The sequence below is a fragment of the Deinococcus aerius genome (genome assembly GCF_002897375.1).
GTDB lineage: Bacteria > Deinococcota > Deinococci > Deinococcales > Deinococcaceae > Deinococcus > Deinococcus aerius.
The window spans coordinates 498679-521035 of record NZ_BFAG01000001.1 but is presented as its reverse complement, the minus strand read 5'-3'; the positions used below and the strand labels follow the sequence as shown (position 1 = coordinate 521035).

Annotated in this window: 23 protein-coding genes and 1 pseudogene; 12 read left to right on the top strand and 12 right to left on the bottom strand. The window is 70.2% G+C overall.

Features of this window, described 5'->3' with window-relative positions; genetic code table 11:
• Window positions 1–33: 33 nt before the first annotated feature.
• Entirely contained in the window at window positions 34–1185 is a 1152-nt protein-coding gene (locus tag DAERI_RS02420; RefSeq protein WP_133161945.1) for a hypothetical protein, read from the bottom strand.
• A gap of 245 nt (window positions 1186–1430) precedes the next feature.
• On the opposite strand from DAERI_RS02420, the gene rpsB reads away from it, so the two are divergent.
• The 7 genes from rpsB to DAERI_RS02385 all read left to right on the top strand — a co-directional run bounded on the left by rpsB (window position 1431) and on the right by DAERI_RS02385 (window position 7907).
• Window positions 1431–2225, top strand: coding sequence for a 30S ribosomal protein S2 (rpsB, locus tag DAERI_RS02415; protein WP_103127856.1), 795 nt, complete (start codon window positions 1431–1433; stop codon window positions 2223–2225).
• Between the two features lie 93 nt (window positions 2226–2318).
• Entirely contained in the window at window positions 2319–3122 is an 804-nt protein-coding gene (gene tsf, locus DAERI_RS02410; RefSeq protein WP_103127855.1) for a translation elongation factor Ts, read from the top strand.
• 130 nt (window positions 3123–3252) lie between these two features.
• Complete coding sequence (pyrH, locus tag DAERI_RS02405) at window positions 3253–3960, top strand: UMP kinase (protein WP_103127854.1); 708 nt, start codon at window positions 3253–3255, stop codon at window positions 3958–3960.
• 71 nt (window positions 3961–4031) lie between these two features.
• The gene (frr, locus tag DAERI_RS02400) at window positions 4032–4583 is read left to right on the top strand and encodes a ribosome recycling factor (protein WP_103127853.1); all 552 of its coding nucleotides are present in this window, start codon (window positions 4032–4034) and stop codon (window positions 4581–4583) included.
• 106 nt (window positions 4584–4689) lie between these two features.
• Window positions 4690–5520 (top strand): phosphatidate cytidylyltransferase, encoded by an 831-nt coding sequence (locus DAERI_RS02395; RefSeq protein ID WP_165794037.1) that lies wholly within the window; start codon window positions 4690–4692, stop codon window positions 5518–5520.
• A 93-nt stretch (window positions 5521–5613) separates the two neighbouring features.
• Window positions 5614–6777, top strand: a complete 1164-nt coding sequence (dxr, locus tag DAERI_RS02390; RefSeq protein ID WP_103127852.1) for a 1-deoxy-D-xylulose-5-phosphate reductoisomerase — start codon at window positions 5614–5616, stop codon at window positions 6775–6777.
• Window positions 6774–7907, top strand: coding sequence for a M50 family metallopeptidase (locus DAERI_RS02385; RefSeq protein ID WP_103127851.1), 1134 nt, complete (start codon window positions 6774–6776; stop codon window positions 7905–7907). The genes dxr and DAERI_RS02385 overlap by 4 nt, the downstream gene beginning before the upstream one ends.
• Before the next feature lie 54 nt (window positions 7908–7961).
• Here DAERI_RS02385 and DAERI_RS02380 read toward each other — a convergent pair whose 3' ends face one another.
• The gene (locus DAERI_RS02380; RefSeq protein WP_103127850.1) at window positions 7962–8414 is read right to left on the bottom strand and encodes an SRPBCC family protein; all 453 of its coding nucleotides are present in this window, start codon (window positions 8412–8414) and stop codon (window positions 7962–7964) included.
• A 187-nt stretch (window positions 8415–8601) separates the two neighbouring features.
• On the opposite strand from DAERI_RS02380, the gene DAERI_RS02375 reads away from it, so the two are divergent.
• The gene (locus DAERI_RS02375) at window positions 8602–9261 is read left to right on the top strand and encodes a glycosyltransferase family 2 protein (RefSeq protein WP_103127849.1); all 660 of its coding nucleotides are present in this window, start codon (window positions 8602–8604) and stop codon (window positions 9259–9261) included.
• Between the two features lie 53 nt (window positions 9262–9314).
• On the top strand, window positions 9315–10100 hold the full coding sequence (locus DAERI_RS02370) for an aminoglycoside adenylyltransferase domain-containing protein (RefSeq protein WP_235610191.1): 786 nt from the start codon (window positions 9315–9317) through the stop codon (window positions 10098–10100).
• Window positions 10101–10241: 141 nt separating this feature from the next.
• Here the strand turns inward: DAERI_RS02370 and DAERI_RS23250 are convergent.
• A pseudogene (locus tag DAERI_RS23250) lies at window positions 10242–10433 on the bottom strand (HIT family protein); the annotation flags it as partial.
• Window positions 10434–10598: 165 nt separating this feature from the next.
• Here DAERI_RS23250 and DAERI_RS02360 point away from each other — a divergent pair.
• The 3 genes from DAERI_RS02360 to DAERI_RS02350 all read left to right on the top strand — a co-directional run bounded on the left by DAERI_RS02360 (window position 10599) and on the right by DAERI_RS02350 (window position 13870).
• The gene (locus tag DAERI_RS02360; RefSeq protein WP_103127848.1) at window positions 10599–11708 is read left to right on the top strand and encodes a prephenate dehydrogenase; all 1110 of its coding nucleotides are present in this window, start codon (window positions 10599–10601) and stop codon (window positions 11706–11708) included.
• 161 nt (window positions 11709–11869) lie between these two features.
• Window positions 11870–12964: an acyltransferase gene (locus tag DAERI_RS02355; protein ID WP_103127847.1), complete on the top strand. Its 1095-nt coding sequence runs from the start codon at window positions 11870–11872 to the stop codon at window positions 12962–12964.
• Window positions 12965–13015: 51 nt separating this feature from the next.
• Entirely contained in the window at window positions 13016–13870 is an 855-nt protein-coding gene (locus DAERI_RS02350) for an alpha/beta hydrolase family protein (RefSeq protein WP_103127846.1), read from the top strand.
• A 201-nt stretch (window positions 13871–14071) separates the two neighbouring features.
• Here the strand turns inward: DAERI_RS02350 and DAERI_RS02345 are convergent, their stop codons facing one another.
• From DAERI_RS02345 to DAERI_RS02310, 9 genes are all read right to left on the bottom strand, one after another.
• Window positions 14072–15901 carry an arginine--tRNA ligase gene (locus DAERI_RS02345; protein WP_103127845.1) on the bottom strand — a complete coding sequence of 610 codons (1830 nt, stop codon included), beginning with the start codon at window positions 15899–15901 and terminating at the stop codon, window positions 14072–14074.
• Between the two features lie 64 nt (window positions 15902–15965).
• Window positions 15966–16469, bottom strand: a complete 504-nt coding sequence (locus DAERI_RS02340; RefSeq protein ID WP_103127844.1) for a hypothetical protein — start codon at window positions 16467–16469, stop codon at window positions 15966–15968.
• A gap of 11 nt (window positions 16470–16480) precedes the next feature.
• A complete protein-coding gene (locus DAERI_RS02335; protein ID WP_103127975.1) occupies window positions 16481–16999 on the bottom strand; it encodes a hypothetical protein in 519 nt (172 codons plus the stop codon).
• A gap of 86 nt (window positions 17000–17085) precedes the next feature.
• The gene (locus DAERI_RS02330) at window positions 17086–17346 is read right to left on the bottom strand and encodes a VOC family protein (RefSeq protein WP_103127843.1); all 261 of its coding nucleotides are present in this window, start codon (window positions 17344–17346) and stop codon (window positions 17086–17088) included.
• Entirely contained in the window at window positions 17347–17493 is a 147-nt protein-coding gene (locus DAERI_RS21745) for a VOC family protein (protein WP_114149437.1), read from the bottom strand. It lies immediately after the preceding gene.
• Between the two features lie 14 nt (window positions 17494–17507).
• On the bottom strand, window positions 17508–19349 hold the full coding sequence (locus tag DAERI_RS02325; RefSeq protein WP_103127842.1) for an N-acetylmuramoyl-L-alanine amidase family protein: 1842 nt from the start codon (window positions 19347–19349) through the stop codon (window positions 17508–17510).
• Window positions 19350–19467: 118 nt separating this feature from the next.
• Window positions 19468–20523: a 3-isopropylmalate dehydrogenase gene (gene leuB, locus DAERI_RS02320; RefSeq protein WP_103127841.1), complete on the bottom strand. Its 1056-nt coding sequence runs from the start codon at window positions 20521–20523 to the stop codon at window positions 19468–19470.
• Window positions 20516–21025 carry a 3-isopropylmalate dehydratase small subunit gene (locus DAERI_RS02315; RefSeq protein WP_103127840.1) on the bottom strand — a complete coding sequence of 170 codons (510 nt, stop codon included), beginning with the start codon at window positions 21023–21025 and terminating at the stop codon, window positions 20516–20518. The genes leuB and DAERI_RS02315 overlap by 8 nt, the downstream gene beginning before the upstream one ends.
• A 28-nt stretch (window positions 21026–21053) precedes the next feature.
• On the bottom strand, window positions 21054–22313 hold the full coding sequence (locus tag DAERI_RS02310; protein ID WP_165794036.1) for a hypothetical protein: 1260 nt from the start codon (window positions 22311–22313) through the stop codon (window positions 21054–21056).
• Window positions 22314–22357 lie beyond the last annotated feature (44 nt).

Below are 22357 nucleotides of genomic sequence, written 5' to 3'. Positions count from 1 at the left end.
CGCTCGCCATTCTGCTGAGCTGGCCCCTGCGCCCTACTTCCCGAGGTTCAGTTCCAGGGCGTTCATGGCCGCGAGCATCTCCTCCCGCGTCACTGGCAGGTGGGCGTTCACACACTGGAGGAAGGTCATGTCGAATTGCCGGGCATCGCACTCGGGGAAGTAGGCCTGGAGCAGGTCGTTTCCCGGTGTCGGTGTCCGGTCCTCGGGCGCGAACATGGTGTAGACGTACCGGGTGAAATGGGACCACCACTGAGTGCTGGGGACCGTGCTTCCCGGCATAAGCTGCTTGCCCTGTTCGGCGAAAATGTCGATCTTTCCGCTGGCTGGAGCCCGGCTATTCAGCAGGAAGGCCACTCTGGCATTGAGAAACCGCGCGTCCTGCGTGCCGAGGGCCGCCAACTCCGGGTGTCTTGCCAGCACCTTGATCTCACAGGCCACCCCGGAAAGGTACAGAGTTGCCTCCTCCATCAGCGCCACCGCCGCGTCCTGGTGGAGAACCTCGTGGAACAGGCTACAGGCGCTCAGCGCGAAATGCTCGAAGCGCCGGACATCGTTGAAATCGATATACATCTGGCCCCGGGTGGTCAGGCGCACCCTCGCGGCGGCGGAATCCTCCGACCCGGAGAATTTGAGAAAGGCGACCGCCTGCACCTTGTCCTCGCCGGACTCCGTTTTGGCGTTCAGGATGAAATCGGCCACCCCCAGGTCGCGGGCCGTGGCCGTGTAGGCGACGAGACTGGCCCTGAGGGTTGGATTGGCAACCTTCTGCCGGAGCCTGGGCGCGCCGAACAACTCCAGCATGGCCTGCTTGCCCTGGGGGTCGTCCGGGTATTCCACGTCCAGATACCCGGTGAGCTGGGCCAGAACGCCCTTCTCATCCAACGCCGGACCGGCGGCGGGAGCGGTGGCCGCCGCCGCCGGGTAGAGGCTTTGCGGGAACCTGCTGATGTTCCCGGGTGGCCGGGGGCCGGATTTCAGGGGGTCTTCGGCCGTCGGTGGCGGGCAGGTGTCGCTCACCGTGCAGGGTGGGGGCGGCTCGGGCGCCGGACACCCCGACTCTTCACAGGGCGTGACGGGCGCCGGGTCCGGCGGTGACCCGCACGCGCCCAGCCCGGCCAGGACGACCACCCCCAACAGCCAGCGGCGGCGCCCGGCCCGCGCCACCGTTTCTGTGAAGTTTTTCATACTTCAAGGTACTTCTCACCCGGGGCTCAATGATGAGGCAGGAATCGCCTGGCCTGCTTCACCCGCCCGGGCGGCTCGGTCCCCGCCTTCCTCCGACCTGCTATACTCCCCGTTTGGGTGCCCCCGTGACCCTGCCTGCGCGTGCTGGAACGTCGCGCGCGGGCCTGGCCGCAGAAGCGTCTCACAGGGCGTGCGGCTGGCGCGAGGACGGCAAACTTTTTCCCGACCAACGTTCAGGAGTCACCGTGTCGTACATCTCCATGAAGCAGCTCCTCGAAGCGGGCGTCCACTTCGGGCACGAGACCAAGCGCTGGAACCCCAAGTTCAAGCGCTTCATCTTCGCCGAGCGCAACGGCATCTTCATCATCGACCTGCAAAAGACCCTCAAGCAGATCGACCGCTCCTTCGACTACATCAAGGACCTCTCCGAGCGCGGCGGCGTGATCCTCTTCGTGGGCACCAAGAAGCAGGCCCAGGAGATCGTGGAGCTCGAAGCCCGCCGCACCGGGATGCCCTTTGTCACCAGCCGCTGGCTGGGCGGGATGCTCACCAACTTCCGCACCATGCGCACCCGCATCGACCGCCTGAACGAACTCGACGACCTGTTCGAGTCGGGCCGCATCAACGACCGGCCCAAGGCCGAGCGCATCGCCCTGGGCGCCGAGCGCGAGCGGCTGCTGCGCTTCGTGGGCGGCATCCGCAAGATGACCCGCCTGCCCGACGCGATCTTCGTGGTGGACCCCACCAAGGAAGTCATCGCCGTGCAGGAGGCGAACAAGCTGGGCATCCCCGTGATCGCGCTCGCCGACACCGACTCCGACCCGGATGTCATCGACTACATCGTGCCCGGCAACGACGACGCGATCCGCTCGATCCAGCTCATCACGCACCGCATCGGCGACCTGGTGGTCGAGGCGCGCGGCGGCGGCGAGGACGTGAGCGACACGCGCGTGGAGGCGGACAACGCCGAGATCGGCGCGGCGGAGCTCGGCGAAGAGGGCGACACCACCCAGCTCACGAGCAGCCAGGGCCGCTCCTAAGCCCCGACCACCTCTTCCCGGGGGCGGCGCGGAGCGAAAGGCTCGGTCCGCCCCCTCTTCGGGCCAACAATCCACCCCAGGAGGTATGCAACCATGATGGAATCGATCAAGAAGCTGCGCGAGCTGACCGGCGCGGGCATGATGGACGTGAAAAAGGCCCTCTCCGACGCGGGCAACGACGAGGACAAGGCGATCGCCCTGCTGCGCGAGCGCGGCATCGTGAAGGCCGCCAAGAAGGCCGACCGCGAGGCCAAGGAGGGCCTGGTGCGCTTCGTGGTGAACGGCAACAAGGCCGCCATCGTCGAGGTGAACAGCGAGACGGACTTCGTGGCGCGCAACTCGGACTTTCAGGCGCTCGTGGAGAGCCTCGCGCAGGCGGCGCTCCAGGCCGGAACGAACGACGTGGAGGAGTTCCGCAACTTCACCGTGAACGGCGACACCGTGGCGAACACGGTCGCGGCGGCGGCGGGCAAGATCGGCGAGAACCTCGTCCTGAACCGCGTCGCGTACATCGAGGCGGGCGAGGGCGAGCAGGTGGCCGGGTACGTGCACTCCAACGGCAAGATCGGCGTGCTGGTGGACCTCGCGGGCGGGACCGAGGCGCAGGCGAAGGACGTGGCCCTGCACGTGGCCGCCGAGCGCCCCCAGTACCTGACCCGTGAGGAAGTGAACGCCTCGGACATCGAGAAGGAGCGCGAGATCCTCACGAACAAGGCGCTCAACGAGGGCAAGCCCCAGCAGATCGTGGACAAGATCGTCTCGGGCCAGATCGGCAAGTTCTACGAGGAAAAGGTTCTCCCCGAGCAGCGGTTCGTGAAGGACAACAGCGTGACCGTGGGGCAGTACCTGGGGAACGCGACGATCAAGCGCTTCGTGCGTTTCGAGGTCGGCGCGTAAGACAGGAACAGAAGGGGCGGCGAAAGGGCCGCCCTTTTCACGGGCCGCCCGCCTCCCCCGCGCCCAGCGGCCCTTCCCGGTCGGCTGGGCGCTTTGCCGCCCTCTCCCCCACCCTGCGAGGTCAACATTCATGTTCAAACGTGTCCTGCTCAAACTTTCCGGCGAATTCCTGTCCGGTGACGGCGGCTTCGGCCTCTCGCCCGAGGCGACCATGCGGCTCGCGCGGGACCTCAAGGCGGCCCGGGAGGAAAGCGGGGTGGAACTCGCCATCGTGATCGGTGGCGGCAACTTCTGGCGTGGGGCGCGCAACGGCGCGGGCATGGACCCGGCGACCGCCGACTACATCGGCATGCTGGGCACCGTCATGAACGCGATGGCGCTTCAGGACGCCCTGGAGCGCGCCGGGTGCGACACCCGCGTCATGAGCGCCATCCAGATGCACGCGGTCGCCGAGCCCTACATCCGCCGCCGCGCCATTCGCCACCTGGAAAAGGGCCGCACCGTCGTCTTTGGGGGCGGAAACGGCATCCCCTTCTTCTCCACCGACACCACGGCGACGCTGCGCGCCCTGGAGATCGGCGCCGACGTGGTGCTGTACGCCAAGAACAAGGTGGACGGCGTGTACAGCGACGACCCGCACAGGAACCCGGGGGCCACCCGCTTCGACCACCTCACGCACCGGGACGTGATCGACAAGGGCCTCCAGGTGATGGACATGACGGCCATCACCCTGTGCATGGAGAAGAACCTGCCGCTGGTGGTCTTCGACCTCTTCCAGGAGGGAAACCTCCGGCGCCTGCTGGGCGGTGAGCGGGTGGGCACGCTCATCGAGAGTTGAGGCCAGAACCGCCGCTTTCGGTCCCGGGCTACAATCAGGCTCACTTTCGTTCCCTGTGAAGGAGACTCCCTATGGCGGACATGAAGGCCATCAACGCGGACGCGCGCGAGCGCATGGGCAAGGCCATCGAGGCGTTGGAGAACAACCTCAGCGTGCTGCGGACGGGCCGCGCCAACCCCGGCATCCTGAAAAAGGTCATGGTGGACTACTACGGCTCCACGATGCCCATCGACCAGGTGGCGAGCATCACCACGCCTGACGCGCGCACCCTGGTCATCACGCCCTGGGACCGGGGGGCGCTGGGCCCCATCGAGCGCGCCATCCGCGACAGCGACCTGGGCCTGAACCCTAACAACAAGGGGGACACCATCTTCATCAGCCTGCCCATGCTGACGGAAGAGCGGCGACGGGACCTCGTGAAGAACGCGAAGAACTACGCCGAGGAGGCCCGCATCGCCATCCGCAATATCCGCAAGCAGGCGCTCGACGAGGTCAAGAAGCTCGAGGGCATCAGCAGCGACGACATCAAGCGCGGCGAGACCGAGGTGCAAAAACTCACCGACGAGTTCATCGCCCGCGTCGACACGACCTTCCACAAGAAGGAGCAGGAAATCCTCGGGTGAGGCGGGCTGCGCCCCCCGGGTGTGGGCTGTGGGTTGTGGGTTGCGGGACAAGCGCCCGCCCTACAACCCACAACCCACGATCCACGACCCTGTGCCGGAGGCGCCCGTGGAGTCCCTGAGCAGCCGCGTCCTCACCTCGGTGGTGGGCTTTTCCATCATCAGCGTGATCGTGTGGATCGGGTGGGTGACGCTGCTGCCCGCGCTGGTGGTCCTGTCGGTGATGGGCCTTTTCGAGTACATCCGCATGCTCGACCGCAACGACATCGACGTGCGGCGCGTGAGCCTGGCCGTCTTCGGGACGGCGATCATCGTGGCGAGCCTGCCCATGTGGCCGCAGACCCCCTGGCCGGGCGGCTCGTGGCGCGAGGCGGTCCTGACGGTCGCCGTCGGGTACATGCTGGTGATGGAGGTGATGCGGCCCGGCGAGCGTCCGCTCGAGCGCATCGTGTACTCGCTGTTCGGGCTGCTGTACGTCCCGTGGCTGCTGGGCTACTTCCTGATGCTGCGCTACACCCCGGACGCCGGGGACGGCCTGCTGTACTTCGCGCTGCCGCTGCTCGCCACCTTCGCCGCCGACATCGGCGGGTACTTCGGGGGCTACTTCTTCGGTCGGCGCAAGCTCGCCCCGGAGATTAGCCCCGCCAAGACCGTCGAGGGGGCCATCGGGGGTTTTGCCTTCAGCTTCCTGATCGTGCTGCTGCTCTCGCAGTTCACCCACATCTGGTCCCCGCTCGAAGCCCTGCTGTACTCCATCCTGGTCGCCAGCGCCTCGCAGCTCGGTGACCTCGCCGAGAGCCTGCTCAAGCGCGCCCTCAGGACCAAGGACAGCGGCACCAGCCTGCCGGGGCACGGCGGGTTTCTCGACCGGTTGGACAGCCTGCTGTTCGCGGTGCCCGCCACGTACCTGTTCCTGAATATCAGCGTGTTCAGCCGGTAGGGCCGCGGGCCGGGGGGGGAAATGGCCTCTTTTCCCACAACCTCCGACCTACATCCCACATCCCCCGCCCGTCTTGCGCCATCCTGTCTCCCAATGAAGCTGACGGTTCTGGGGAGTACGGGCAGTATCGGCACGCAGGCGCTGGGCGTGGCGCGGGAGCGGGGCTGGGGGGTGGCGGCGCTCGCGGCGGGACGCAATCTGGACGTGCTGGAGGCGCAGGTGCGCGAGTTCCGCCCCGAGGTGGTGAGCGTCTCGGAGGAGGTGTACACCGAGGCGCGGTCCCGCTTTCCCGATGTAAGAGTCATCTCCAATCCCTCCGAGGTCGCCGCCCTCCCCGCCGACGTGGTGGTGAATGCGATGAGCGGCCTGATCGGTCTGCCGCCCACCCGGGCCGCGCTGGAGGCCGGGCGCGCGGTCGCCCTCGCCACGAAGGAGGCGATGGTCACCGCCGCGCACCTGATGTGGGAGGCGGCGGCAGTTGGTGGGGGCCGGGTCGTGCCCGTCGATTCCGAGCACACCGGCATGTACCAGTGCCTGACGGGCGAGGACCTCGGGGACGTGGCCGAACTCATCCTGACGGCGAGCGGCGGCCCCTTCCGGGACGGCCCGGCGGACCTGTCGGCGGTCACGCCCGAGCAGGCCCTCAAGCACCCCTCCTGGAATATGGGTCCCAAGGTCACGCTCGACTCCGCCACCCTGATGAACAAGGGGCTGGAGGTCATGGAGTGCGCTTCTCTCTACGGCCTGCCGCTCTCGCAAGTCGGGGTGGTCATCCACCCGCAGAGCATCGTCCACGCGGCGGTGCGCTTCCGGGACGGCAGCCTGAAGGGGCAGTTCGGGCCGACCGACATGCGCCTCCCCATCGCCTACGCCATCGACGCCGCGCCGACGGGAATGCGTCATCCCGGTGACGTGCGCGGCGCGCGGCGCGGGCCGGAGGTCGCCGGGCACCTGGGCTGGCCGCTGCGGGGTCACTGGGAGTTCCGCGAGCCCGATCCCGTCCGCTTCCCCTGCCTGGCCCTCGCGTACCGGGCGGGTGAGGCGGGCGGTCTGCTCCCCACGGCGCTCAACGCGGCGGACGAGGTGGCGGTGGAGGCGTTTCTCAGCGGAGGAGTCGGCTTCACCGACATCCCACGCCTGATCGAGCGGGTGCTGGACGAGACGCCCGCCGGGACGCTGACCTGGGAGACCCTGTTCGAGACGGACGCCTGGGCCAGGGCGCGGGCGCGGGAACTGACGGCGGGGGTGGGGGCGTGAGCTTCTTTCAGAGCCTCGCGGCGGCCCTGACCCCGGCGGGCCTGCTGTGGACGCTGCTCATCATCGGCGTGGCGACGTTCCTGCACGAACTCGCGCACTTCGCGCTGGCCCGCTGGCAGGGGGTGGCGGTCAAGTCCTTCAGCGTGGGGATGGGACCCGTGCTGCTCAGGCGGCCCTGGCGGGGGACCGAGTGGCGCCTCTCGCTCCTCCCCATCGGCGGCTACGTGGAGATCGACGGCATGGCGCCGGAGGAGGGGCCGGGCGGCACGTACCGCCAGCCCACCCGCGGCTACGCCGTGCTGCCGACCTGGGGCAAGATCGCGGTGCTGCTCGCCGGGCCGCTGATGAACCTCGTCCTGGCGGTAGGGCTGATGACGGTCAACTTCAGCGCGCAGGGCGTGCCCCAGGAGCCCCGCACGGACCGTGCCCAGATCGTTGACGTGTTGCCGGGCACCCGCGCCCAGGACTTGGGGCTGCGTGCGGGCGACGTTATCACCGCTATCGATGGGCGACCGCTTCCCAGGACTTACACCCGGAACGGACAGACCCGCCCCGGGTGGGAAAGTCTGCGGGACGCGCTGGCCCGGGACGGGCGGCGTACCTTCACCGTGGAACGGGAAGGGGCAACCCGCCAGGTCACCTTTGACTGGCAGGCGCGGGTTGCGGGCGTCCAGCAGCGCCTGGGCATTCAATATGGGCCGGAGGTCATCTACCGGCGGCTGAGTGTTCCCGCCGCCTTCGTCACCTCCCTCCAGACGACCGCCGAGGCCGTGCCGCAGATTCTGCGCGCCTTCGGGGGGCTCTTCACCCGCTTTTTCAGCCTGGACTTCTCGCAGGATCAGAACGTCAGCGGTCCCATCGGCACGGCAGAGGTCGTGAGCCGCGCCGCCGCGCTGAGCCCCTGGGCGCTCGTGCAGGTCGCCATCTTGCTCAACCTGTCGCTCGCCTTTTTCAACCTGATCCCGATTCCGGGGCTGGACGGCGGGCGCATCCTGCTCACGCTGGTGGGCGCCCTGCGGGGCCGTCCCCTGACGCTGGCGCAGGAGCAGGCGATCAACGTCGCGGGCTTCGCGTTCGTGATGCTGCTGATGGTGTTCGTGGTCGTGCGGGATGTGAGCCGGTTTTTCTAGATGGAAGGAGAGGGGTGCCCACTCGAGCTGGTCGGCACCCCTCGACCCTTGCGTTCACGTCGCCGCGCTGGGCTCCTCCTTGCCGCCGCGGCCTTCGACGAAGTTCTGAATGGACTCCAGGGCCTTGTCGATGCCCTCCTGAATCTGGTTGTCGGAGGGGGCCTCCCCCGGCATGTCCTGGTTGGGCGCGCGCTGGGGGTCGGGCTCGAAGCGCAGGTGCACCCTCACCTCGGAGGCGCTGTCGCCGCCGGGTCTCACCTCCAGGGTGCCGGAGTAGTTGATCTCACCGTCGCTGCCCCACTCCAGGCGGCGATTCTGCGGGTCCTGGTGAAAGTGGCCGTCCGCCTGGTAGTGGTGCCCCTGGGCCTCGCCCTCGACGCGCTCGCCGTCCTGCGGCTCGGCGCGTTGGGTGGTGGGCAGGTAGCGGGGCAGGTTGCGAACGTCCGAGACGAAGGCGAACACCTCGTCGGGGCTGGCCTGCATCGTGCGGGTGCCTTGGTACTCCATACGCGCCTCCAGGAGAATGCGGGCGAACGGTGCCGGGGCGGTCAGGGGCAGCGGACGTGCGCCGCACCCCCGACGGTGAAGAAACGGCAACGGCCGACTTCAGTTCGGCCTTTGGGCAGCGGGTCCAGGTCGCGCCGTACCTCCGGGCACGGACGGCCCCAGCCCGAAAGCCTTACCATAGGCCCCGATGCAAGGCCCACAGGCGCGCGTGGCGGTCGTGATCCCCGCCTTCAACGAGGAGGAGACGGTGGGGGGCGTGGTCGCGGCGGCGCGAACCCTCACGCCCGAGGTGGTCGTGGCGAGCGACGGCAGCAGTGACGGCACGGCGCGGGCCGCGCGGGAGGCCGGGGCCAGGGTCGTGGAGCTCACCGAGAACGCGGGCAAGGGCCCGGCGCTCAAGGCCGCGCTAGAGGCCACGGACGCCGAATACGTGGTGATGCTCGACGCCGATCTGGTGGGCCTGACGCGCGAGCACCTGGAGCGGCTCCTGGCCCCCGTGGTGGCGGGCGAGCTGGACATGGCGATCGGGGTGTTCGAGGGGGGCAGCTTCGCCAGCGACTGGGGCAACAAACTCACCCCGCACCTCAGCGGGCAGCGGGCCTGCCGCCGCGACTGGCTGCTGGGAGTGCCGCATCTGGGCGAGGAACGCTGGCCGGAGCCGCCCATCACCCACCACCTCAAGACCACTGGCGCGCGGTGGGACTACGTGGAACTGGGCCAGGTGCGTCAGGTCCTTAAGGAGACCAAGCGCGGCTTCTGGCGGGGGGCGCGGGCGCGGACGAAGATGTACGCGGACCTCCTGACGTACCGCAGGCGGCGGAAGCGGGGCGAACGGGGGGACTCCTAAGCTGGGCTGGGGAAGGGCCTTCGCCCGGCAGGACCTGCCCCTACACTCCGGTCATGTTCTACCCGCCGAATGCCGAAGTCGGCCAGGTGCTGGGCCGCCTGACCCGGGACATCGGGGAGCGCCTCGGGGACACCCTGATCGGCCTGTACCTCCACGGCTCGCTCGTGACCGGGGACTTCGAGCCGGGGCGCAGCGACCTCGACCTGCTGGCGGCCTTGACGGCGGACCTGCACGAAGGGGAGGTCGAGGGGCTGCGGCGGATGCACGCGCGACTGGCTGAGGACTTCCCCACCTGGCAGGGCCGCATCGAGGTCGAGTACGTGTCGGTGGCGGCGCTGCGGGACTTCAGGACGCAGCCGCACCTCATGGCGAGGATCAGCCCGGGGGAACCGTTGCACCTGACGGAGGCGAACCGGCATTACCTCCTGAACTGGTCAGCGGCGCGGCGCGGGGTCGCGCTGCTCGGCCCGCCCCCGGCACAGGTCCTCCCGGAAGTCACGCGGGCGGAGTTTGTCGGGGCCGTTCGCCAGCACGCGAGGGCCTGGAGAGAATGGGTGACCGAGATGCGCCACCCGGGCGGGCAGGCCTACGCCGTGCTGACCCTCTGCCGCGCCCTGTCTTCCACCCTGCACGGCGAACAGGTGTCCAAGAGGCGGGCGGCACGGGAGGTCCGGCCCCTCCTGCCGGGCTGGGAGGCCCTGATCGACTGGGCCGTGGGCTGGTGGTACGGGGGCGGGCAGCAAACGCCCGACGAGGACCACTTCCCCGAGGTCGTGCGCTTCGTGGCGGAGGTCAGGGGCCGCGTTGCAGGCGTGGGGGAGCAGGACGGGCGGGGCTAAGGGAGGGGCGACCACCCCTGCCACAACCAACCGCCAGGGCAAGGCGGCCCGCAGCCGGGCGGCGAGCGCGTCCAGTTCGGCGCGGGGTGAGAAATGGCTCCAGTCACCATGCAGCGCGAAGCCATCGCCCGGAAAGCGGGGAAACACGTGGAGGTGCGCGTGAAAGACCCCCTGCCCAGCCGCCTCCCCGTCGGTGAGAAGGAGGTTGACGCCCTCACAACGGACCGCCCCCCTCTTGAAGGCGGCGAGGTCCGTGAGGCTGGCCGCATGCCGGCGCGGCACGACCAGGACGTGTCCGGGCGTGACCAGGTTGATGTCGAGGAAGGCGGCCACGAGGTCGTCCTCGTCCCCCCGGCTCACCTCTGCCTGGCCCCGGACGATGCGGCAAAACACGCACTCCTGCTCCCGCGGCGTCACCGGACCACCCGACCACCGGACGGCGGGAGATGACCGAACAGCCTCCCGGCCCGCGCGGCGGGGCGTGCTAGCCTCGCCCCCATGACCGTGCCTGCCCCCGGCCCCACGTCCGCCCCGCCGTTCGAGCTGGCCGTGGTCGCCGGGGTCGGCTTGATCGGGGGCAGCGTGGCGCTGGGGCTGCGGCAACGGCTCCTCGCGCGGCGGGTGATCGGCTACGACGCGAGCGTGGAGGTGCTGCGCGAGGCCGAGGCCCTGGGCGTGGTGGACGAGGTGCGGGCCGCACCCGGCGAGTGGCTGCGGGAGGCGGACCTGGTGGTGCTGGCCGCCCCCATGCGGGCGCTGGCGCCCCTGGCGCGGGAGCTGGCGCCCTTCCTCTCCTCAGGAGCCCTGGTTACCGACGTGGGCAGCGTGAAGGCGGGCATCGCCGCCGAGCTGGAGGCGCTGGGCGTGCGGAATTTCGTGCCGGGGCACCCGATGGCGGGCTCCGAGCGCGGAGGTGTCACTCACGCGCGGGCCGCCCTGCTGGAAAACGCGGTGTGGGTCCTGACGCCCACCGACCACACGCCGCTGACCGCGCTGAGCCGGATGCGGGCGCTGGTCGAGGCGCTGGGCGCCGCCCCGGTCGTGATGCCGCCCGACGCGCACGATCAACTCGTGGCGACGGTGAGCCACCTGCCCTACCTCGCCAGCCTGGCCCTGACGCACCTCGTCGCGCGGGACGAGCGACTGAGTCTGCTCGCCGCCGGGGGCTTCCGCGACCTGACCCGGGTGGCAAGCGGCGACCCCCGCATGAGCCGCGACATGGTGGTAGAAAACCGCGCGGCGCTGCGGGAGGCCCTGGCCCGCTTCCGGCGCCATCTGGAGCGCCTGGAGGCCGATCTCGACCAGCCCGACGAGCTGCTCGCCGCCGCGCAGGAGGGCAAGCGGACGCGCGACAGCCTGCCCGTCGTGCGGCGCAGCCTGCTGCCCCCCCGGCACGATCTGGTCGTCGCCGTGCCGGACAAGCCCAACCAGATCGGCGCGGTCACGCAGGCCCTGGGCGAGGCGGGGGTGAACATCAAGGACATAGAGGTCCTCGCCATCCGCGAGGAGGGCGGCGCGATTCGCCTGGGCCTGGAGAGCCCTGAGGACGTGCGCCGGGCGGGCGAGATTCTGAGCGGGGCAGGCTTCGAAGTTCGGGGACGGGGGTAAAGCCTTTGGCAACAGTGCCATGCGGAGCGAAGCAGCCCACAACGTCAACTGAGGGACTCTTCGCTTCGCTCAGGTGACACTTCTGCTGTCAAATGCTCTAGACCCCGACCCGGGCCTCCCGCAACAAGCTCACGCGCCGGGCGGCTAGAGTTGACCACTGCATGTCCGAAGCGTCCGTGCCCTCCTCCGTTCCCGTCCCCACCGCCGCGTCGCGGCTGACCGCCATCGACACCTTCCGGGGTCTCACCATTCTGGAGGTCGTGGGGCACCACGCGACCGGCATGGGGCTGCGGCACGCGGACGTGGGCTCGACCAGCCACGACCTGCTGCTGATCCTGAACCGCACGCTGCACTTCGCGGTCCCGGCCTTCGTGTTCCTGTCGGCGCTGGTGCTGACGCGCAGCCTGCTGAAACGCTTCGAGCCGAGACGGTACCTCTGGCGGCGGCTCACGCGCGGGGGCTGGCCCTACCTGCTGTGGACCGCCCTGTACGCGGGGTGGTACGTGTGGACCGGGCAGCGCGACCCGGGGACCCTGACCGACCCGGACCGCTGGCGCGACTGGCTGCTGTACGGGAAGGCGAGCTACCACCTGTACTTCCTGCTGGTGGCGCTGGAGGTCTATTTCGTGCTGCCGCTCCTGCTGCCGCTGGCGCGGCGAAGGCCCTCCATCACCGCCGCGCTCGTCGGCGGGCTGACCGTGCAGCTCGGGCTGTACCTGCTCAACCGGCAAGTGCTGCACCTCCCCTTTCCGGCGAGTACCGTGCTGTGGTACGCCCTGCCGGTCAGCCTGGGCCTCGCGGTGGGGGCGCGGCTGGACGAGTTCCAGACGTGGTGGCGACGGCGGCGCCGGGTGCTGCTGCCGCTGCTGGCGGTGGTGTACGCCGTTTACCTGCCCGTCGCGGTCGCCTACGTGCGGGGAACGCCCGTGGTTCCCGTGGTGTACAACGGGCTGAGCTGGACGTACACGGCCCTGGTGGCGCTCGCCCTGCTGGGCGTGGCGTACTGGCTGGAGCGCGGGGCACAGGCCCGGACCTTCAAACGGGTCATCGCCACGCTGGGCACCGTCAGCCTCCCCATCTACCTGCTGCACCCCGCGATGCTCCAGGCGCTGGAACGTTACCGGGCGCCGGAGGGCGAGCCGCTTGAACTCGCCTTCAACGTGGTGCTGTACGCGCTGATCGCGCTCGTGGTGCCCGCGCTGATCGGGCGGAGGCTGCGGGGCAAGAAGCTGGGCCTGCTGCTGTTCGGGCGCTGAATCCCCAGTCAGGCCGCCGTCAAGGCCCAGACGCTAGAGTGCGGCCCGCCCATGCGCCTCGCCCCCCTCTCCCTGCTCTGCACGCTGCTCGCCGCCTTGCCGGTCACCGCCCGGGCCGCCGCCTCGATTCCGGCCACCCCCGCCTGGGTGCTGCCGCTGCCCCGCGCGGCCGACACCGTGCGGCTCGACCGAATCAGCGGCCCGTCGTTCCTGCGGGTGCCGCCCGAGTGCTACCAGCGCGAGTGCGCCCTGGTCATCGTGTCGCACCCACGCGGGCAGAGCGGCGAGCGGCTGCACGCCAGCCCCCAGGTCGGGGCGCTGGTGGACGCCCTGCTCGCCGCCCCCTTCGCGGTGCTGCTCAGCAACGACGGGGGACCGTACACCTGGGGCAGCCCCGCCGCGCTCGACCAGGTCGCGGGCCTGCGCGAGGAGGCCGTGAGCCACTTCGCCTGGAACGGCCGCACCTACGCGCTGGGCCTGAGCATGGGCGGTTTGCTGGCTCTGCGCAGCGCCCTGCCCGGCAGCCCGTACCGCGTGTCCGGCGTGGCGCTCATCGACGCCTGGGCCGACCTGCAAGGCGCCTGGAACACCGGGGACGGCCGCCGCAGGGAGGTCGAGGACGCCTACGGCCCCGGGCTCAACCTTGCCAACCTGAACCCGCTGCCGCTCCTGCGGGCCGCACCCCCCCTGCCCCTGTTCGTGGTCGCCAGCCCCGACGACAAGGTCGTGCCCATGGACAGCAACGGCGAGCACCTGTTCACCCACGCCGAACACGGGGTCAGCGAGTTTGTGAAGGTCAGCGGCCCACACCTGGGGGGCAACCGCTTCTCGCCCAGCGTCGCCCAGGGGCTCGCCGCCTTTTTCAGTCGGCTGGAGACCCGGGCGCAGGAGCAGGCCCGGCGGTAGGCCGGGGGAAAGGAGCAGGCTCCGGGGGGCATTTCTCCCTCTCCCCTCGTGGGAGAGGGCCGGGGTGAGGGGGCGACCGAGCAGCGCCGACCCTAGCAAAATGCCTTGCCTCTCATTCTGGCCGCGCCGCAGGACGTGCCCGTTCGCCCCCACCCAACATCCCCCTCAAGGTGGAAGGACTTTTAGCCTCCTGCACGCCCTTTACATGGCGCTTGGGACCCCGATCCCGATGAGCGCCAGCGTCTCCTCGAAGCCCTTTCTGAGGCGGCCGACAAGGGCGAGGCGGGCTTCGCGCAGACCCTCGGGACTGTGGAGGACGTTGGTGGCGGACTTCCCGGCCTTGTCCTTGGCGTTGTACCAGGCGTTGAAGGCGGTGGCGAGGTCGAGGGCGTACTGGGCGATCACGTGCGGCGAGTGGATGCGGACGGCCTGCTCGACGACCTCGGGGAGCCGGGCGACCATCTTGGCGAGGGTGAGGTCCACGTCGGGGAGGGCGGACCAGTCGGCGCCCGTGCCGTCGGTCGCGTACCCGGCCTCCTGCGCCTTGCGGAGAATGTTCGCGGCGCGGACGGCGGCGTACTGGACATACGGAGCCGTGTCCCCGTTGAGCGCGAGCGCCTGCTCCCAGCGGAAGTCGATCTTGCGCGTCGGCTCGGCCTTGAGCATGGCGAAGCGGATGGCGCCGATGCCGATGCGGCGGGCGATCTCCCCGGCGTCCTCCCGGGCGGCGAGGTCAGGGTTGATCTCGGCGAGTACGGTCAGCGCCCGCTTCTCGGCCTCGTCCATCGCCTCGTCCGCGCTGACGGCAATGCCCTTGCGCCCACTGATGGTCTGCCCCTCCAGCGTCACGAAGGCGTAGGAGAGGTGGACGCTGCGCTCCTCCTCCTCCGGGTGACCCGCCACACCCAGCGACGCCCTCACAATTTTCTGGGGATGTTCCTGCCGCGAGTCGATCACGTTGATGACCTCCTGCGCGTGGCCGAAGCGCTTCTGGGTGTCGGGCTGCCCGTCCGGCGCACTCGTCCAGACCGTCTTGCCCTCGGGGTCCTGGATGAAGGGCTTGAATTTCATCCCCTCGAAGAGGCCGAACTTCCAGAACTGGTAGCCGATGTCCTTGGCCGCGTACATCGCCGTGCCGTCCGAGCGCATCAGCACGACGTTCGGCTCCTCCAGGCCGGGCATGAACTCGGACACGTCCATCACGAAGGCGCCCGTGTACTTCCCTTCCGTGGGGTGCTGGGTGTAGCGGCTCTCCTCCAGAATGTTCATCGCCTGCGCGAGAAAACCGCTGCCGACCACGTCCGACTCCCAGTTCAGCAGGTCGTAGCGGGCACCCAGCCGGAAGCAGGTTTCGAGGTGGGCTTTCACAACCTTCTCGATCTCGCCCCGCAGCTCCCCGGCCTCCAGACGGTGCATGACGGCGCTGATGCCCTCTTCCAAGGCTGGCTTCTCGGGGTCGGCGTTCAGGCGCACGTAGCCCTCGCCGAGCCAGTGGTCGTACTTCTGCACGCCGTCCCAGACGCGGTGGTAATGCTGTACCGCGAAGAGGGCCTCGGCGGCCTGGCGCCCGGTGTCGTCGATATAGTTCTGCACCTCGACCTCAAACCCCGCTGCTCGGAAAATGCGGGCCATGGAGTCGCCCAGCACGACGTTCCGCAGGTGCCCGACGTGCAGTTCCTTGTTCGGGTTGACGGAGGTGTGCTCGATGACGACCTTGCCGCCCCTGGCCGGAGTCAGGACGGGTTCCTCCACGACCTGGCGCACGAACGTCCCCACGTCCACGAAGAAGTTCAGGAAAGGCCCGGCGGCCTCCACGCGGGAGATGCCCCGGGGCAGCTCGACCTTCCCGGCGAGTTGGGCCGCGACCTGCGCGGGGTTTTGCCCCAGCGTCTTGGCAATCTGAAAGGCGGCGGGTGTGCCGTAGTCGCCGGGCTTGTTCGCCGGAGTTTCCTGAATCGCCACGTCGAGCGGCGCGCCGAGGTCGGCGGCGGCCCGTTCGACGGCGGCTTTGAGTTCGGCCTTGAGGTCCATAACGGGCAATTCTAACAGGGGGCGGGAAGAGGTAGGGGTCAGGGGCAAGCCCCTTAGGGCCGACCTACCGCACCTCCAGCGACACCGCCGGGGCCTGGACGCGCACCGTCTTGCCGCCGACCTCCCCGTCGAACCAGGCGGTCAGGGTGTAGGCGCCGGGGGGCAGGGACGGCAGGGTGCGCCGCAGCGTCAGCGTCTCGCCGGGGCGGAGGGTGCGGGTGAACTGGAGTTCCGGGCAGTTCAGGCGGCCCTCGGGGGCCGGGCCAGCGACGGCTGAACCCCCCTCGCGCGACAGGGCGACGTAGGGCGGCAGGCCGCAGCCCCCCCAGTTGACCTGCGCGGCGTACCGCAGGGTCAGGGGCCGCCGGCCCACGTTGATCAGCGTGAGGGCCACCGTCACCCCCCGCCCGGTCGCGTCCGCCTCCGCCTGGGCAGCGAGGGGGGCTTCCGCTGCGGCAGGAGTGGCCTGGCCCGGCGAGGACGGCTCAGGGCTGCGGCCAGGAGAAGTGCCGAGCAGCGCGCAGCCTGCCAACAGGCCGGGCAGCAGGGCCAGCAGCAGGCGCCTCATGGCAGAGCCCCTCACCGGACGGTGACGCGCACGGGCTGGGCGGGCACCTTGACGCGCTCGTCATGAGCAAAGCCCCCGAACCACCCCTCGATGATGTAATCCCCGGCGGGCAGGTTGAGGTCGCGGGTAAAGACCGCGCTGCCCCCCGCCGGGGCGGTCTTGGTCAGGAGTTCCTGGGTGCAGATGCGGGGTTCCGCCCCGGGCGCCGGGTAGACCACCTCGCGGGTGCCCACCCGCAGGACGCGCACCGTCGGCGCGAAGGCGCAGTTCTGGTCATTGTCACGCCCCACGCCGAACGTGATCGGCTCGGCCAGGCTGCTCTTCAGCGTCAGGGTGAGGGGCACGGACCCGGTCACGTTGCGGGGCGCGGTGAGCGTGGCGGTCACGCCACTCAGTGAGGCGGGCGTGCTGGGCGTGGCCGTGCTGCCCGGCGCCGGAGTGGTTGCCGGGGAGCCGGGCGGAACTTGCTGCGCGGCGACGGGGAACGGCAGGGCCAGCAGGGCCACGAGGGCCAGAACGCGGGAGGACATGGGGTGAGCGTACCCGGCGGGCATGACGGGAGGCTGAACAGTTCCGGGGGATGGGCTGCGGGTTGGTCCTCACCATCCCCGCGGGGTTAGGGTTCGGTCCCCGTCACGTTCTTCTGTGCATCGGTCGCCAGGCGGCCTTTGCCCAGGTCCAGCGCGACCAGGCGGCTCCCCCAGGGGTCCAGCAGGACGGCGCAGCGGCCTACCTGAACGTCAAAGGGCGGCTCCACGACCTGTCCCCCGGCTTGCCGGATCGCGTCTGCCGCGGCATCGGCGGAGGCGACGAGCAGATTGACCTCGGGCTCGGGACGTTCGGTCTGGAGGACGAGTTCGGTGTCGGTCTCCGGCATTCACAATCCGGCGGCGGTGGCTGTCCGCCGGAGCAATTCATGGCCCAGACCGTCCCGGTAGAACCCCAGGCCAGCCTCCAGATTGGGCACGGGAATCTGAAGGCAGTCCACCTTCCTGAACAGGGGCCGGAGGCCGGCCGAGAGCATAGCTTCTCCTCCTCTCAGTGTCCGCCCACCTGCCCCGCGTAGAAGTCGGTGATGCCCGCCGCGATGGCCTGTGCGAGGCGCTCGCGCCCGGCGGAGTCCATCAGCACGCGGAGGTTGCCGGGGTCGGTCAGGTAGGCCGTCTCGACGAGCAGGCTGGGCTGGGTGGTGGGCCGCGTCAGGGCGAGGTCGGCGCCCGGCTTGAGGCCCGATCCCGGGCCGAGGTCGGGCAGGGTGCGGCGCAGCGCGGCCAGGATGGCGGCGGCTGGAGCCTGCGCCTGCGGGTGGGTGAAGTACACTTCCGGCCCGCGGATGCCGCGCGGGTCCCGCCCGTCGGGCAGGGCGTTGGCGTGGATGGACACGAGCAGGTCCGCGCGCACGGCCTCGGCCGTCAGGCCCCGCTCGTACAGCCCCAGGGTCACGTCCGCCTCCCGGGTGAGGACCACCTGCGCCCCCCGCGAGCGCAGCAGCTCGGCGGCGCGCCGGGCGACCGGCAGGGTGAGGTCCTTTTCGGGCACCCGCAGCGCGCCCGCCCCCCCGAGTTGCGTTCCCCCGTGCCCTGCGTCGAGTACGATCACCCGTCCGGTCAGGGGCCGTGCCGGGTCGAGGACTGGCGGGCGGCGCACCGTGAGGAGCAGGTCGTCCCCGTCGTAGTTTGCGGTGAACCCCCAGGCCTGCGCGGCGGTGAGGTCCAGGGTCAGCCGGGTCACGCCCAGCCCGACCGGCTGCACCTCGGCCCCGGCGATCAGCGGGTCGGCGAGGGGGACGGGCAGGGTGGGCGCCGCCTCCAGCCCATACAGGGTGAGCGTGAGGCGGCGACCCTCCTGGTCCTGGGCCACCGTGAAGGGCACCCGCGCCCCGCCCAGCGGCACCCTGATCCGCAGATCGTCCGTGAGAAGGGCGGTGGGCCGCGCCACCAGGGCCGCCGTGAGGGGCGACAGGGCGGCGACTGGGCTGTCCAGATGGACCACCCCGCCCACGCCCGGAAGGGGCACTCCAGGCAGCACGTCGAGTTGCGCCTCCGAGATCAGCACGCTGACCCCCGGCGCGAGGCGGGCACGAACATCCCTCCCCTGTCGCCCCACCAGCGTGAAGGTCATGCCGCCCCGGGGATGCAGGAAGGGGGCACCGTCCAGCGTCGTGGTCACGTTGCCCGAGTCGTTCAGGCCGAGTCCGGGCACGGTGCCGGGGCGCTGAATGCCCGCCTGCTGGCCCCCGGCCATGCTGGAGAGGGTTCCCCGTGCAGTCGCCGAGACGGTCCGGCCATCCCGTCCGGTGAGGGTGACGGTGATGGGAGCCGCCGCAAGTCGGGACGAGACCGGCACCTCGTAGGCCGCCTCGTACCTCCCCGCGCCCACCTCCCGCATGGGTTGGGGCGGCCCGCCCGCCACCCGGAAGGCGGCCCGTCCGCCGGGCGATCCCCGAAACGAGAGGGCGACCGTCCGCTCAGCAGGCGTGTCCCCCGCCACGTCCCAGAATTCGAGCGGTTCCCCCGGTGTCAGGCTTTCGCGGTCAATCCGGGTGGGCGTGGCGGGGAGGGGGGCCGCCACCGTGCGAGTCACGCGCAGTGTCCGCGTGCCCGTCTGCCCACCCAGCGTGGCGCTCAGGCGCAGGTCGTTCGTGCCCACCCTCAGCGGCCACCACAGGATGAAGAGGCCGTCCGGGCCGACCTGCACCGCCTGCCCCCCAATTCTCAGCCCCGCGCCGGGCGGCACGCTGCCCTCCAGCAGCACATGGTCGAAGGCGACTCGGTGCCCCTCGGGCGGGTAGGCGACGAATACCTGGGGGGCGGCCCGTGCCCCGGCGAGTGCGGGAAGAGTGAGCAGGGTGAGCGCGAGGACAGCGCGGCGGGGCGGCATAGCGAGGTCTAGCACGGGGGGCCGGGAGGGGGGATGAGGGACAGGGCACAAGCCTCAGCCCTCCCCAAGCGAGAAGGGCCGAAGCCCATCACGGCCCCGGCCCCTCCCCTGCGCTCCCTTACCCCACGCTCGGGCTGCCCATCGCGTTCAGGACTGCCTGCGTAAAGGTCTTTGTATCGGCCTTGCCCCCCAGGTCGCGGGTGGGGTGTTCGCGCAGGGCCAGGGCCACCGCGCGGTCCACCCCGTTGGCGACCTGGGGGCGGTCCAGGCCGTGCCGGAGCAGCATGGCGGCGCTCATGATGGCGGCGGCGGGGTTGGCGATTCCCTGCCCGGCGATGTCGGGAGCGCTCCCGTGGATGGGCTCGAAGAGGCCGGGGCCATCCCCCAGGCTGGCGCTCGGCATCAGGCCCAGGCTGCCCGGAATCACGGCGGCGAGATCGGAGAGGATGTCGCCGAAGAGGTTTTCCGTGACGATCACGTCGTAGCGGCTGGGGTTGGCAACGATCAGCATGGCGACCGAATCCACGTACTCGTGGTTGAGGTGCACGTTGCGGTACTCGCGGTCGCGCAGGGCCTGCACGTCGCGGCGCCAGAGTTCCGAGACCTCCAGCACGTTCGCCTTGTCCACGCTCGTCACTCGGCCCCGGCGCTGCTCAGCGGCCCAGAAAGCTACGCGCGCCACCCGCTCGACCTCGGGGGTCGTGTAGCGCATGGTGTTGTACGCGGTGTTCCCCTCGATCTGGCGGTCGCCGTCAAAGTAGACGCCGCCCAGCAGCTCACGCACAATCAGAATGTCCACCCCGCGGGCGAGTTCCGGCTTGAGGGGCGAGAGGTGTTCCAGGCCGGGCTGAACCCGCACGGGCCGGAGGTTCGCGTAGCAGCCGAGGGCCTTTCGCAGGGCGAGCAGGCCACTCTCGGGGCGCAGGTGACGCGGGAGGCGGTTCCAGGGGCTGTTCTGCGGGCCACCCACGGTGCCGAGCAGCACCGCGTCGGCGTCCTTCACAGCGTCGCGGGTGACCTGGGGCAAAGGGTCGCCGTAGTTGTCGTACGCGATACCCCCGATGGGGTGCTCCTCGATGGTCACGTCCGGCGCAACCTCACGCAACACTTCCACCGCGGCGGCGGTGACCTCCGGGCCGATCCCGTCTCCGGGCAGGCTGACGACTTTAGGCATGTTGCTCCTCCCCCGCGGCCTCTTCGCGGGCCTTCATGTACTCCAGCCAGCCCCCGGCCTTCTGGATGTCGAGCGCGAATTGCGGCACGGGTACGAAGGTCAGGGTCTGCCCGGTGCGCTTGTTGGTGATCGTGCCGCCCCCCAGGTCGAGATCGGCCTCGTCGCCGTCCATGCAGGTTTCGACGATGTTCTCGCACTCCAGCGCGAGGAAGCCGTTGTTGATCGAGTTGCGGTAGTAGATGCGGGCGAAGTTGGGGGCGATCACGGCGGCCACCCCCGCCCCGCGCAGCGCCCAGACGGCGTGCTCGCGGCTGGAGCCGCAGCCGAAGTCCGCCCCCGCCACGATGATGTCGCCCGGTTTGACCCGGCGCACGAAGTCCTTGTCGTAGTCCTCCATCGCGTACTTCGCCAGCTCGGCCTCCACGTCGGTCGTGAGGTGCCGGGCGGGGATGATCTCGTCGGTGTTGATGTGGTCGCGGGCGAAGACATGAACTTTGGGCATGGGTCCTCCTGGGGTTGGGGCGTGAGCGTCAGTTCGAGGGCCGCAGCCGCTCCAGTTCCTCGGGCACTTCCTCACCGTAGAGGTCGTGCCAGTGCTCGCCGTCGAGGGTGAATTCCGATTCCATGAAGTACTGGGCGGGGTCGTCGGGGTCGGTCAGGGCATCGGTCGGGATGTCGAGGCGCACAGCCTGCACGGCGGGCAGGTTCGGCACCTCCGCCAGATAGGGCGCCTCGTCCGCGAAGGTCTCGGCCAGGAGGGCGCGGGTCCATTCCGCCCACTCCTGCGGGTCGCCCGCCCCGGTCGCGGCCAGCAATTCCGAGCGCAGGCGCTGCGCGTGCTCGTCCGGCACGCTGCCCTCCTCCCACTCCACCCGCCCATCGGCCCAGACGGTCACGGGCACGGTCTGCACGTCGAGCATCTGGGAGATCAGTTCGCTCAGGTCGCCCCCGTCCCCGCCCTCCGGCGCGGCGTCCGGGTCGCCGTAGGGGAGCCAGGTCTCGCCGTCGAGCGTGTAGCTGGAGCCGTCGGGGTCGGGATAGAACTCCACGTCGCCCACGATGGCGAAGGCGGGGTTGAGGGGCGATTGCAGGGGCGCGGGCCGCCGCAGTTCGAGCAGCAGGCGGCGGGCGACGGGCACGGGGCCGTCGTCCCCCTCCTCCAGCAGGTCGTGGTGAGTCTGTGCCCACTCCTCAGGCGTCTCGCCGTGCCACTCCCGCGTGACGGCCTCGATGGGTTCCAGCAGTTCCTCGGGCGGCTCGGGCTCGATGTCCATGCGGCCTTCCTGCCAGTGTTCGACCCGGAAGGCGCCCAGTTCCTCGCCCCGCAGCCGGGCGGCGGGGTGGGACAGCAGGTCCCTCAGCACCTCCTGCGGGTCGCGGTTGGTAGAAAAGCCCCCCCAGCGCGAGCCGTCGAAGGAGTGAAGCTGTTCCCGCAGGCGCAGGCTGCCGCCCTCTCCCGCCGGAATGTTGAGGTCTGTCCCGCTCGCCTGCCCCAGCACGAGGTCGCCGGTAAAGCGCCGGTAGGGGGGCACCGGGATAGCCTGCACGTCCTCCACCGTCTGCAAGCGGCGCTCGGACCGCCCCGCCATCACGTAGGCCGTGCGGTAGGCGCTGTCCCACCCCGCCCCGGAAGGCTGCGAGGCTTCCAGCGCTGCCTCGATGCGCTCGCGCAGTGCGGGTTCCTCCGGCCCGTGCGTCAGCGTCACGTTGCCATCCGCGTCCATTTGCGCCTCGAAGGAGTGGACCGTGGGCATCAGCCCGAGTTGTTTGCGCCGTTTGGCTTCACCCATAGGACTCCCAGTCAATCATGGAAGTGGCGGGAGGAGGTCCAGCC